Source organism: Paracoccus sp. NIOT.M2S5SZ12 (assembly GCF_057748165.1).
Genome location: NZ_JBYLFR010000024.1, coordinates 1 through 12,704, shown reverse-complemented (window position 1 = coordinate 12,704; position 12,704 = coordinate 1). Strand labels below are relative to the sequence as shown.

Annotated in this window: 8 protein-coding genes and 1 tRNA gene; 2 read left to right on the top strand and 7 right to left on the bottom strand. The window is 64.2% G+C overall.

All coding sequences use genetic code 11. From position 1 onward, the window contains the following. Positions 1-27: 27 nt before the first annotated feature. The 4 genes from AC2SGK_RS16330 to AC2SGK_RS16315 form a co-directional block, all read right to left on the bottom strand. Positions 28-2,505, bottom strand: a complete 2,478-nt coding sequence (locus AC2SGK_RS16330; RefSeq protein WP_488324527.1) for a DUF3772 domain-containing protein — start codon at positions 2,503-2,505, stop codon at positions 28-30. 8 nt (positions 2,506-2,513) lie between these two features. Next, a complete protein-coding gene (locus tag AC2SGK_RS16325; protein WP_488324526.1) occupies positions 2,514-3,545 on the bottom strand; it encodes a cysteine synthase A in 1,032 nt (343 codons plus the stop codon). Positions 3,546-3,633: 88 nt separating this feature from the next. Beyond that, positions 3,634-4,701, bottom strand: coding sequence for an NUDIX domain-containing protein (locus AC2SGK_RS16320; protein WP_488324525.1), 1,068 nt, complete (start codon positions 4,699-4,701; stop codon positions 3,634-3,636). Then, a complete protein-coding gene (locus AC2SGK_RS16315) occupies positions 4,698-5,555 on the bottom strand; it encodes a hypothetical protein (RefSeq protein ID WP_488324524.1) in 858 nt (285 codons plus the stop codon). The genes AC2SGK_RS16320 and AC2SGK_RS16315 overlap by 4 nt, the downstream gene beginning before the upstream one ends. 112 nt (positions 5,556-5,667) lie before the next feature. Between AC2SGK_RS16315 and AC2SGK_RS16310 the strand changes: the two genes are divergently transcribed. Next, positions 5,668-5,757 (top strand) — tRNA-Ser (locus tag AC2SGK_RS16310). A 213-nt stretch (positions 5,758-5,970) separates the two neighbouring features. Here the strand turns inward: AC2SGK_RS16310 and AC2SGK_RS16305 are convergent. Further along, positions 5,971-8,655, bottom strand: coding sequence for a type I restriction endonuclease subunit R (locus AC2SGK_RS16305; protein ID WP_488324523.1), 2,685 nt, complete (start codon positions 8,653-8,655; stop codon positions 5,971-5,973). 3 nt (positions 8,656-8,658) lie between these two features. Here AC2SGK_RS16305 and AC2SGK_RS16300 point away from each other — a divergent pair, with 3 nt between their 5' ends. Next, the gene (locus AC2SGK_RS16300) at positions 8,659-8,949 is read left to right on the top strand and encodes a hypothetical protein (protein ID WP_488324522.1); all 291 of its coding nucleotides are present in this window, start codon (positions 8,659-8,661) and stop codon (positions 8,947-8,949) included. Here AC2SGK_RS16300 and AC2SGK_RS16295 read toward each other — a convergent pair. After that, complete coding sequence (locus AC2SGK_RS16295) at positions 8,928-10,226, bottom strand: restriction endonuclease subunit S (protein WP_488324521.1); 1,299 nt, start codon at positions 10,224-10,226, stop codon at positions 8,928-8,930. The two genes, AC2SGK_RS16300 and AC2SGK_RS16295, sit on opposite strands and share 22 nt — an antisense overlap. A gap of 8 nt (positions 10,227-10,234) precedes the next feature. After that, a complete protein-coding gene (locus AC2SGK_RS16290) occupies positions 10,235-12,256 on the bottom strand; it encodes a type I restriction-modification system subunit M (protein ID WP_488324520.1) in 2,022 nt (673 codons plus the stop codon). Positions 12,257-12,704: the final 448 nt, after the last annotated feature.

The following is a 12,704-nucleotide window of genomic DNA, read 5'->3' as shown; positions in this document are numbered from 1 at the left end:
GGCGGACCCGAGGACCTGCGAGGGATTTCAGCGCGCGTCGCCGTCGGGTTCGTCCGGCACGCCGCCCGCATCCTCAATATCATCGCGGATCAGCATGTCGTCGGGCTGGTTGGTGCTGGCCTCGATCGCCTTGGGCGCGCCGGACGCCGCGACCGGTTCGATCCGCGGTGTCTGGCCAGGCAGCGCCTCGGGATTTCGCAGCCAGATGTCGCGTTGGGCGAAGGGAATCTCGACCCCCTCCGCGGCAAAGCGCGCGACGATGCTGTGCAGCAGATCCGAGGTGACCCCCAGGCCCGTGCCAACATCCGCCAGGATCGCCCGGATCTCGAAGTTCAGCGCATCGGCGCCCAGGCCGCGGAACAGGATCGCCGGGGCCGGGTCGATGGCGACCAGCGGGTGATCCTCGGTGATCTCGCGCAGGATGCGCTCGACCTTGCGGGTGTCGCTGCCATAGCCCACGCCGATCGGGATGATGATCCGCCCGATCTTGTTGTGGCGCGTCCAGTTGGTGACCGGCTGGCTGATGAAGTCGCTGTTGGGGACGATCACCTCGGTCTTGTCGAAGGTCTCGACCATGGTCGAGCGGACCGAGATCTTCTTGACGATGCCCTGCTGGCCGCCGGCGCTGACCCAATCGCCCACGCTGACCGGCCGTTCGATCAGCAGGATGATCCCGCTGACGAAGTTCGACACGATGTTCTGCAGGCCGAAGCCGATGCCGACCGACAGCGCACCCGCGACGATGGCAAAGGAGGAGAGGTCGATCCCGGCCGAGGTGATGGCCATCAGCGCCGCCAGGAAGATCCCGACATAGCCCAGGCCCGACACGACCGCGTTCTGGCCCCCCGCATCCAGCCGCGTCTTGGGGAGAATCGAGTTGCGCAGCATCCCCTGCACGCTGCGGGTCAGCGCATAGCCGATGGCGAAGATGATCAGGAAGGTCAGCAGCGCACGGGGCGACAGGTTGACCCCGCCCAAGCTAAAGCCCTGCCGGAAGCGGACCCAGTATTCGGCCAGTTCCGACGCGGTCGCGCCCCAGATCATCATGAAGACCGGGATGGAGGCCAGCACCAGCGCGAAGCCGGTCAGAAGGGGTGCCAGACCCTCGCGCGCGCCCTCGGCGCCGCGCTGAAGCATGTTGAACAGGTCGGCGATGAAGTCCTGAAGCAGGATCAGCAGTCCAACCAGCGCCAGCGAAAAGAGCCACGGCCAGACCAGCATGTTCCCGAGGTTCACATAGCCCGCCGCTGTCAGCAGCACCGCAATGGGCGCGATGATGCGGGTCAGCCGCCCGGCCCAAGCCGCGATCCAGTGGCGATAGGACAGGTCCTGCGTCACGGAATCCCGCGTCAGGCGGCGCAGAATGTTGCCAAGCCGGAACATGGCCAAGGCGGCCAGCGTGATCAGCACCAGGTGCCAGACCCCGGCCGAGGCGTCGGAGAACTGCACGGGCACCCGCCCGACCTGCGCCTCGCCCCGTTCATAGAGGCCCGAGAGCGGCAGCATCGCGCGCGTCAGGATGTGATGCACCGCCATCAGCAGCGCCAGCACCTGCACCATCCGCCCGGCCGAGACGCGGCGGCTCTCGCTCATCTGCAGCGAGGTATAGGCGATGGCCTGACGGGGGAACAGCGCGCGCGCCATCCAGATGCCACCAAACAGGATCACCGCCGCGGTGGGCAGCGCATTGAGGAAGGGCGTGGTCCACGGGCCCGGCAGGCCGGTCGCCTGAATAGCGCTGATGCCCAGATATACGCCCGCCATGGGGATGGCGATCTGGCCGAGCGACACGACGAAAGCCAGCACCGCGCGGGAGTATTCGGAGGCGCGCGACGACAGCCGCGTGGGCAGGTTGGTGATCCAGGCCCTGCCCCACGTCAGGATGACCAGCGCTACGAGCAGATAGGCCGCTACCTGCGGCAGACGCGGGCGCAGATCGGCCCAGGCCTGCGGCGAGGCGTTTCGGCCGGTCACCTCCTCGGCGACGCCGCCCAGCAGGGTCAGCCCGTCGCCCGCCGCGGCACCCCAAGACCCCGGCAGCACCGGGGACGGGGTCTGCTTTGTCAGCTCGACGGCCTGACGCTGGCGGACGATCTCGTCGATCTGGTCGATGATGGAGTTCGCGCGGCTGGTGGCCTCGGTCGCGGCAAGGCGCGGGGCCTGCGCGGTGGAGAGCTGCTGGTTCAGCTCCGCACGTCTGGCGGCCAGATCCTCATCCTCGGTGGCGCCTTCGGCAGGTGCGGGGCCCAGGGCGGCGATCTGGTTCTCCAGCGTAGTGATCCGGTCGCCGTTCACGCTCTGCCCGGCCTGCAGCCGGTCGCGCCAGTCGACGATCCGGGCGCGGGTGCGCGCCAGCGCGTCGTTGGTAGCCTGGGGGTCGGCGCTCAGCGCCTCGGCGCGTTCGGCAACCTGCTCCCAGGTCTGATAGTCGATGTTCTGGGCCATCACGGGCGCTGCCGCCAGGGCCAGCAGCGCCACGAGTATCGTCGCAATCAGATGTCGCATGAAACCTTTCAGTCTTCGTAAACCTGCGGCAGGTCGGGCGCCGGGCGGGTCAGCCAGTCTGGAACCGGCAGCCCCTTGGCGCGGAGGAAGTCGGGGTTGAACAGCTTTGTCTGATAGCGGGTTCCGTAATCACACAGGATGGTGACGATGGTATGACCCGGCCCCATCTCGCGCGCCATGCGGATCGCGCCCGCGATGTTGATGCCCGACGATCCGCCCAGGCACAGCCCCTCGTCGCGCAGCAGGTCGAACACGATGGGCAGGGCCTCCTCGTCGGGGATGCGCCAGCTGCAATCGGGGGTGAATCCCTCCAGGTTCGCGGTGATGCGCCCCTGCCCAATGCCCTCTGTGATGGACGATCCGGGGCTGTCGAATTCGCCGGTGGTGTAGAAGGAATGCAGCGCCGCGCCTTCGGGATCGGCCAGACCGATCTTCACGCCCTTGGGCTGCAGCGCGTCGGCGACCCCGGCCAGCGTGCCGCCCGACCCCACCGCGCAGATGAAGCCGTCGACCTTGCCGCCGGTCTGCTCCCAGATCTCGGGGCCGGTGGTCTCGACATGGGCCTGACGGTTGGCGGTGTTGTCGAACTGGTTGGCCCAGATCGCGCCGTTCGGCTCTGTCCGCGCCAAGGTCTCGGCCAGGCGGCCCGAGTAGCGGACATAGTTGTTCGGATTCTTGTAGGGTGCGGCCGGAACCTCCACCAGGGTCGCACCGGCCAGGCGCAACATGTCCTTCTTCTCTTGGCTCTGCGTCTCGGGGATGACGATCACCGACTTGAACCCCATCGACGCGCCGACTAGCGCCAGCCCGATGCCCGTGTTGCCCGCCGTGCCCTCCACGATCGTGCCGCCCGGACGCAGCGCGCCGCGCGCGACGGCATCCTTTATGATGTAGAGCGCGGCGCGGTCCTTGACGGACTGGCCGGGGTTCATGAATTCGGCCTTGCCGAGGATCTCGCAGCCGGTCTCGTCGCTGGCGCGGTTCAGGCGGATCAGGGGCGTGTTGCCGATCGCGTCGGCCAGATCAGAACAGATTCGCATGGCGATCGACCTTTTTTCCCAGTTCGTTCAACGTCCGGCCTTCCTACACGTCCGCGGCTTGCCGGGGCAAGCCCGCCCTCCCAACGGGTCAGCCGCGCGGGGGTTCCCCCCGCAGCCGGTCGGCCCGCGCGTCCAGCCACAGCGACAGCATGGCCAGCGGGCCGTTGGTGATCCGGCCCGCATCTACCATTGCCGAAAGGTCCGCTCGCGCCATCAGATGGCCGCGGATATCCTCGGCCTCGCCGTCCAGACCGTGAATTCCGGCGCGCCCGTCGGGCAGATCGGCAATGCCCACATACTGATACAGGAACTCGCAGACCGCGCCGGGACTGGGATAGGCATGAAAGGCCGGGATCAGCCGGTCGATCGTCAGGTCGGCCTCCTCATGCGCCTCGCGCAGGATGGCCGCCTCGGGCGTCTCGCCGGCATCGACGCGCCCGGCGATCGGCTCCAGAAGCCAGGGCTGCGGATCGCCGCGCAGCGCCGGCGCCAAGCGGAACTGCTCGATCACGAGGACGCGGTCGCGGACCGGGTCCCACGGCAGCAGCACCGCCGCGTCGCCCATCAGAAAGGCCTCGCGCGTCATCGGCCCGCTCTGGCCGCCCTGGTGCAGCGCATGGGTCAGCTCCAGGCGTTCGACCGCGAAATACCCCGCGAAAGGCTGATCGCGCCTGAGCGTCCGGACCGCCCCGGCGTCGCGCAGCGGAACGACCCCCTGCCCCGAAGCAGGCATCGCGCACGCCCGCAGCCGGCTGGCCGCCCAGATGCCGATCATCGGAAGCCGCCAGGCCAGCAGCTCCGCCTCCAAGTCCGGCGCGGCGTCCAGAATTTCCGCCGCGATCTGCGCCGCCAGCGCCGGTTGCGCGGGCGCGTCCGTCGCGCCAGTCCCGTGCAGGCCGACCCCCAGCAGCGACATCCCCTCCCACGCGACAGGTTCCAGCCCCATCACGTCGGCATAGCGTCTCAGCGCGGGCGTCATCGCGGTGGCGATGCCCGCGATCTGCCCCGTCCCATCCTGAGGGGTGGGCCAGCCGTCGCGGTCCAGCCCGGCGCGCGCGCCGCCCGACAGACGGCCCGCCACCGTGACGGCCGTCCCGGTGACACCCAACGCCGCCAGCATCGCAGGATCAGCCAGCACCCCCACCAGAACGATCACAGCGCCTGCCCCGTGCCGCGCAGGGCCGCGGCGACGCCCATGTCGTAGGAGGTCTGCACGAAGACCCGGTCGAACCCGGCAAAGAGCAGTTCGGACAGCGCCCGGCCCTCGGGCGACAGGGCGTGGTCGCGATAGGCGGCCAGCTCCGCGTCCGCCAGCGGCGCATAGGCCATCAGAAGGAACGCCTCCAGCCAGGCCGTCGCGTCCGCCTCGATCTGCGCGCGCTGCACCCAGGCATCGCGGCCCATCTGCTCGGGGTCCGGCGCCATGTCATAGCCGCCGCCATCGGCATAGCCGCGGCTGAAGGCCAAGGCCGCGTTGAGGCCGCCCGCCACGTTCGGTGCGACCAGATCGGCGTCCCGGATCAGCCCGCGGATGCGCTGCGCCCGCGGATCGCCTGCCGCGACGGCCTCAGCAAAGGCCGCCCGCGCCGCATCGTCGATGCCGGGCTCGGCCAGCGCCCGGCGAGCCGAGACCTCCAGATCGACGATCCGCCGCCCCAGTTCCGATTTGTGAAACCGCAGGGCCCGGTCGATCAGCTGCGGATCGGCCCGACCGATGCGCTGCGCAACACCGTCGCGAAACAGCCGCCCCATGCGGTGGGGGTCGTGGATGGTTGCCACCACATCGCCCCATGGCCGCCCCGCCCCGGCGATCAGCCCCTGCGCCTCCAGGCGCACGGCCTCGTCCACGGCCTCGTCGCGAAGTACGGGCATCAGATCCGCCAGAGCCAGCGCGCGCCACAGCCGCTGCTGCCCGTCCTGCGACAACTGGATCGTGATGACCGGTGCGGCCGGGGTCATCGCAGGCGCCGGCGCGACCAGCGCGAGCAGCAGTCCCAAGGCGGTCAACATGTCACGACCCTTTCGCGCGGGAAATTTTGAAGCCATGACGATTTTTTCGCCGATACCCCCTTGCGCTTCAACCCCCGTCCCCGTAATTCCGCGACACCACACCAGAAAGCGCGGAGAGGTGCCGGAGTGGTCGAACGGGGCGGTCTCGAAAACCGTTGAGCCTGCAAGGGTTCCGTGGGTTCGAATCCCACCCTCTCCGCCAATTTATCCCCTAATGATATGACTTCATTGACTTTTGCGTTGGTAAATTTTCACTACCCATCATCCAGCCCAACATCACCCAAGCGCCTGGTTGCTACCTGCTGCGACAGCGCCTCGATGATCTCAACAGGCCGCAAACAATAGTGGTACAAGGTCGCCGGTCTCCCGGAAGATCAACCGCCCGCTAAATCAACGCGGTCCAAGGCCGGGTCCTTCACCCCATCGCCTGCCGCTGTGCGCGTTTGAAGAAGTGCCGTGTGGCCTGTTCCCGCGCGTCCCTGTCCGTCATGACGATGTTGCGCATCTCGTTGTCCTGCTGGAACATCTTCACCATGCCTTGGAAGAACGCCTGCGAGAACGCGCTGTAGACCACGTCCGCGGGGTTGTTGCGCACCATCTCGGTCATGTCCTCGTCCATGATGTCACGGGTGACACGCTCGAACCGCAGGAAGTCCTCGCGCGAGAACCTGGTCCCGTGCCGTTCGTTGAACGAATCGATGATCTCGGAGAGGGACCGCTCCTCTTCCTCCGTGTACGCGTTTGCGCCAAATTCAGTGATCGGGTCGAGTGTCTGAGTATCGCCCGCAGAGAGCGAGGCGCTGCCTTCCTCACCCTTTTGCAGCTTGAATGCGGACAGGGTCAGCATGTCATCGGAAATCGTGATATCGGCCGGGACATCGCGCGACGGTAGCAGGCGTGACAGCCAAGAGGTATAGGCATAGAGCTTTTCAAGCCAGGGGTCCTTCAGGGCAATGACCTGCGCGACGAAGGCGTAGAACCGCTGATAGCTCTTCAACAGCTGCCTGAACTCTTCCTTCTGCGCCTTGTCCTCGTCCAGATCGAACCGCTCGACGGCAAGACGAACCGTGCCCTCCAAGGCCAGACGGTCCTGCGTCGACAGATCACCCCGGAAGAACCGCTCGGCGAAGCGTTCAACCTCGTCCGAGATGATGTAGGTTGTTCCTGAAATCCGTTGCTCGAGGTCGTAAATCTGGTTCAGGTCTGTCCGCTCTTCGAGTGCCGTAGCCTCGAAATAAGGGGCAAAGGCGTCCCTGATCTCGTCCATCGTGTTCTGGAAATCGAGCACAAAGGTCCGCTCCTTGCCTGCCCGCGTCCGGTTCAGGCGGGCAAGGGTCTGGACGGCCTGCAATCCCGCCAGTTTCTTGTCGACATACATCGCGACCAGCTTCGGCTGGTCGAAGCCGGTCTGATACTTCTCGGCCACGACCAGAACATGGTATTCGTCCGTGTCGAACCGGCGCGGCAATTCGGTTTCTGCAAAGCCGTTGGCCGTCGCCTCGGTCCAGATGTTGCCATCGATGTTCAGATCGCCCGAGAAGGCGACCAGCGCCTTCAGATCGGCATATCCCTTGCCGGCAATGTACTCACCCAAGCGTTGCCAATAGCGCAGGGCATGTTCACGGCTCTGCGTCACGATCATCGCTTTGGCCTGCCCGTCCAATTCCTTCGCGACGTGGCGGCGGAAGTGCTCGACGATCACCTCGACCTTCTGATCGATGGCGGTCGGATGCAGCGAGGCGTAGCGCGCGACCCGTGACTGCGCACGGCGCCCCTTGAAGGCCGGGTCGTCCTCGATGGTCTTCTCGAGCTGGTAATAGGCCTTGTAGGTCATGTAGTTCTGGAGGACATCCAGAATGAACCCCTCCTCGATCGCCTGGCGCATCGAATAGAGGTGGAACGGATGCGGCTTGCCGTCCGACCCGATCCGCCCGAACCGTTCCAGCGTCACATTGCGCGGCGTCGCCGTGAAGGCGAGGAACGAGATGTTCCTCTGCGGCCCGCGTGCCTTCTGGAAGGCAAGGACCATGTCCTCGACGTCATCCGAACCCGTCGTATCGCGGGTCAGCGCATCCGTCATCGCCTGCGCCGACTTGCCTGATTGCGACGAATGCGCCTCGTCGATGATCACCGCGAAGTTGCGCCCGCCTTGCCCAGAGATCGTCGCCAAGTGCTCCGTGCCGAACTTCTGGATGGTGGTGATGATGATCCGCGCGCCTTTCTGGATCGCGTCCTTCAGATCGCGCGACGTGCCGTCGATCTTTCTGACCACACCGTCGGTCTGCGCAAAGCCGCCGATCGTGTTCTGCAGCTGCCGGTCCAGCACCAGGCGGTCGGTCACGATGATCGCGGTGTCGAACAGCGGGCGGTCGTCATTGTCATGCAGGTTGATGATCTGGTGCGCCGTCCAGGCGATGGTGTTCGACTTTCCCGACCCGGCGCTGTGCTGGATCAGATAATTCTGCCCCGCGCCCCTGTCCCGCGCATCCGCCAGCAGGGCCCGCACCGCGTCAAATTGCTGGAACCGGGGGAAGATCAGCGCCTCCTTGCCATCGTTGCGTTCGAGGTGGATGAACCTCCCGATCAGATCCAGCAGCACTTCGCGCGAGAGAACCGCGCGTCCCTCGGGCAAATCCTTGTAGAGATAGGCAACGCGGTTCTCGCCCTGCACATCGGGGTTGCCCGCGCCGCCTTCCCGGCCGCGATTGAAGGGCAGGAAGCGCGTCTTGCCGTTCATCAGGCGCGTGGTCATCGACACATTGTCCTGGTCGACCGCGAAATGAACGATGGCGCCGCGCTTGAAGGTCAAGAGCGGCTCGCCGGCGGGCGAGCGGTCCTTGCGATACTGCGCTTCGGCATGGCGGATGTTCTGCCCGGTCAGCAGGTTCTTCACCTCCATCGTGGCGACGGGGATGCCGTTGACGAAGGTCACGATGTCGAGGGCGTTTCGGTTCTTCGCGGAATAGGTGACCTGCCGCATCACCGACAGGATGTTCGCCTGATAAAGCCGCGTCAGGTCCGGGTTCAGGTTCGACGCGGGTTTGAAATAGCACAGGGCAAAACGGATGTTCGGCACCAGCTTGATGCCCTCGCGCAGCACGACATGGGTCGGATTGTCCTTCAGCGCCTTGTCGAGCCGTTTCAGAACCTCGGCCTCGGCCTGCGTGCTGTAATGGTCCTCGAGGCTTTGCCAGGCCTCGGGCTGGGTCATGCGCAGGAAGCGGAACAACAGCTCGGTGTCCAGCGCCGTGGCGACGTCGTAATGCGCCGCGCAGTCGCGTTCGATATAGCCCTGGTCCGTGGTCAGGCAGGCGACGATATGCGCCTCGAAGACCTTTTCGCGGTGGATGTCTGCGGTGGTGAGGGTGTCGCTCATGCGCCCATCTCCTCTTGAATGGCGTCGAGGCGGCGGTCGGTGGTGCCGGATCGTGCATAGGTCGTCACGTCGATCTGACCCGTGACAGCGGCGGTGATCAGGGCGGAGCGGTATTCCTTGAGGCGGTCGATGGAAGTGTTGATCGGCGCTTCCAACGCGTTGAGTTGGTCGATTTTTCGCCTGACGAACGCGACAATCTGCGATTGCTCCTCTTTTGGCGGCACCAACCCCGAAAGATGAGCGAGGCGTTCGCTCTTGATACCGGCAGCGGTCGACCCGGACGAATAGAGTTGCAGCGACCGCTGGAACGTTGCTGTCATCATGAACTCTGCCAGAAAGTCATTACTGACCAAGACGTCGTTCGCCCGAAACTTCATGATCCTTTGTGCAAACGCGACGTCCGTTCGGTCAACTTGTGCGATCTGACCCAACGGTGCCTCAGTGGTAAAGATAACATCGCCAAGGCGCGGTTTGCCTCGTGCGCTTAGTTTTTCCCAATCCTCGGCGGTCGTGTATTCTTCGGATCGCAGGTAATCGATCTTTCCGTCACGGATGTTGCGTGCAGTCACCAAGAACACGCCCTCATCGACCTTCTCTGGTGTTCGACCGCGATAGTCGACCTTTGAGGCAACAAGGCGGTTGAAGCGACAGACGGTCCAATGTGCGGGAACTTCGCCGAACCAATCGACGCCGCTGTTTTTCATGTCTGCGGCACCTGATAGACCCTTACAAAGAGCAGTGTCTCGCAGGGTTTCTTTCTTTCCCCCCAGCAACGCCACCAAGCGCTGCTTTTTCTCGATCAGCAGGTCTATTCTTGCGGTCTCACGGTCCAGAAAGTCGGCAATCCGGCGTTGGGTCGCGAGGTCGGGCACTCGCAACCGAATGTTCTTCATGTCGGCATAACGGGTCGTCCAGAGATCAGCGACGATGCCGTGGCCCCAACGATAATACTCTTCTTGAAATGCTGGTGAACGCAGCAGGTGGTGTGCGTAGCGAGATTCAATAGTGTCTCGCGGTTCAAGCACAATGCTGATCAGCGAGACAGACCCTTCGTAGTCGGATATGCCGCCAGACCCTTTCCGGTCTGACCGACTGTTGATCACATAGTCGCCAATTCGAACTACTTTTCGATTGTCGCCGTCATCTGTCTTGGCGGCCGTTTCGAGTTGCGGAACAATGCCGTTCATGGTGACAGATAGTGGCGGAAAGTCCTTATCGCTACCTTTGGCCTTGCGTTCGCGGAACAGTTGTCCAAGCCGATACAGTTGCCAGTTTGACGGACTGGCGAGCGTCATTATGTCCGTCACTCAACCACCTCCTGCAACAGACGCGCAATCTCCGCCTCCAGCGCCTTCAACTCGGCATCGATCTCGGCCAGCGGACGGGGCGGGACGTATTTGTAGAAATAGCGGTTGAAGTTGATCTCATACCCGACCCGCCCGACGCCGCCATCCGCCGCGTCGGCATGGGTCTCATCGACCCAGGCATCTGGAACGAAGGGCAGCACCTCGCGCCGGACATAGTCGCGCCAATCCTGATCCAGCGGCACAAGCTCATGATCACGCAGATCGGTATCGGGTTCCGGTTTGCCCTTGGCATCGCGGCAGATCTCCGCGTCCTCGTCACGTTCCGAAAGGGCCGACAGGATCGCCTTGCGCAGAGGCGCGCCCAGCTTGACCCCCGCGCGACGCAAGGCAGCGGCCAGCGCCTTGTCAAACGCATCGCGGTCGAGCCAGCGTTCGCCCTGCGGCAGATGGACCAGAACAGCGTTCATGACCCCAAGGCGTTCATCCTCGTCCAGCTTTTCAAAAGGCTTGCTGTCGCGCAGCGCCTCCAACCCCTCCTTCGTCACCGAGAAGGCCAGTTTCAGCGGGCGTTCGACACGGATCTCGCGATAGCCGAAATCGGACGTGGCAAAGATCTTCGACACGTCGCCCCATTCGCCCTGACCGTTCAGCATCTGGGCATAGAGGCGGGCGATCTCGTCGCAGGCCTCGGGCGTGATCTCGCGGCGCTTGGAGCCGAGCGACTTGCGCATGGATTTCCAGAACCGCTCTCCGCTGGCGTCGATCAGCTGCACCTTGCCGCGCCGGGCCGGGTCCTTGCGGTTCGTCAGCAGCCAGACATAGGTCTGGATGCCGGTGTTGTAGAAAAGGTCCGTGGGCAGCGCGATGATCGCCTCGACCCAATCGTTTTCCAGCATCCAGCGGCGGATCTCGCTTTCGCCGGACCCCGCGCCGCCGGTGAAGAGGGGCGATCCGTTCATGACGATGCCGATGCGCGAGCCCTGTTCGTCGTTGCGCATCTTGGAAATCATGTGCTGCAGGAACAGCAACTGCCCGTCCGAGATGCGGGGAAGGCCCGCGCCAAAGCGGCCATTCTTGCCCAGGGTGTCGGCCTCGTCCTTGATGGGGTCGGCGTATTTCTTCCAGTCGACGCCATAAGGCGGGTTCGACAGCATGTAGTGGAACCGCTTGCCGCGATGGGCGTCCTGCGTCAGCGTGTTGCCATAGGCGATGTTCTCCGGGTTGTGGCCGGTGACCAGCATGTCGGACTTGCAGATGGCGAAGGATTCGGGGTTCAGTTCCTGGCCGAAAAGTTCAACCCGGATGCGCGGGTTCAGGGCCTTCATCTCCATCTCGGCGATGGACAGCATGCCGCCCGTCCCCGCCGCGGGGTCATAGACCTGGCGGATCACCCCTGAGCCCGTCAGTGCGTCGCGATCGTTGATCAGCAGCAGGGAGACGATCAACCGGATCACCTCGCGCGGGGTGTAATGTTCGCCCGCGGTCTCGTTCGAAATTTCCGAGAAGCGCCGGATCAGCTCCTCGAAGAGATAGCCCATCTCGAGGTTCGAGATCGCGTCCGGGTGCAGGTCGATCTGGCTGAACTGGTCAAAGACGCGGAACAGCAGACCCGCGTCGTTCAGGCGCTTCAGCTGATCGGTGAACAGGAACTTGTCGAGGAAGATGTCCCGCACATTGGGCGAGAACTTGGTGATGTAGTCGATCAGGTTCTTGTGGATGTCCTTCGGGTCCTGCCCCTTGAGCGAGGCGAAGGTGAACCGCGAGAGGTTGTAGAGCCGCATGTTCTGCCCGACGACGCCCGCTAGAAGTATATCGCGCGCCTCGTCGTCCATGTCCGCCGGCAATGATAATGCCATATCGAGCACGGCGGGTTTGGTCGCTTCGAGGATGCAGTCGAGCCGGCGCAGGACCACGAAGGGCAGAACCACCTTGCCATATTCGGACTGCTTGAAGTCGCCGCGCAGGGTCTCAGCGATAGACCAAACAAATGCACTCAGGGTCTTGATATCGCTGCTCATCCAGGTCCGCCTCATTGCCATACGCCGGCGCACCTTGGGCGAAACGGCAGATGCGGTCAACGCTGGTCTGATGGTGCTCCTGAAGGCCTCAGGCGGGAACCCCAGTACTGGCAGGTATTGTCTGCGCCGGTCAGGTGAAGATCGGCTAACGACATCGCAAACTCGGCCGCCGTACAGACCGTGACCGCAGGTTGCATTTGGACATCTTCATGAGAATAAGCGGGGCCAGAGGCTTTTCAACCTCCACGACCCAGGAACTTCCTGCGCTTCGGCATTTGAAGGCGACCCCGCTCTGGCTAGCTTAGGTGAGCGGGCGGCACCGTCAACAGGCGTTGTTGCAGAACTCTCCCCGTTAAGGATTCACTTGGTGAATCCATGCGGTTAGATGGGCAGCATGAGCAAGCCCAAGCCCGCCCGCTACCGCACCACCAACTGGTCTGCCTTCAAC

Bases quoted from the DNA above. Each gene is read 5' to 3' on its own strand.
- AC2SGK_RS16330 (WP_488324527.1), bottom strand. From the start codon at position 2,505: ATGCGACATCTGATTGCGACGATACTCGTGGCGCTGCTGGCCCTGGCG.
- AC2SGK_RS16325 (WP_488324526.1), bottom strand. From the start codon at position 3,545: ATGCGAATCTGTTCTGATCTGGCCGACGCGATCGGCAACACGCCCCTG.
- AC2SGK_RS16315 (WP_488324524.1), bottom strand. From the start codon at position 5,555: ATGTTGACCGCCTTGGGACTGCTGCTCGCGCTGGTCGCGCCGGCGCCT.
- AC2SGK_RS16300 (WP_488324522.1), top strand. From the start codon at position 8,659: ATGGGTCGGATTGTCCTTCAGCGCCTTGTCGAGCCGTTTCAGAACCTC.
- AC2SGK_RS16295 (WP_488324521.1), bottom strand. From the start codon at position 10,226: ATGACGCTCGCCAGTCCGTCAAACTGGCAACTGTATCGGCTTGGACAA.
- AC2SGK_RS16290 (WP_488324520.1), bottom strand. From the start codon at position 12,256: ATGAGCAGCGATATCAAGACCCTGAGTGCATTTGTTTGGTCTATCGCT.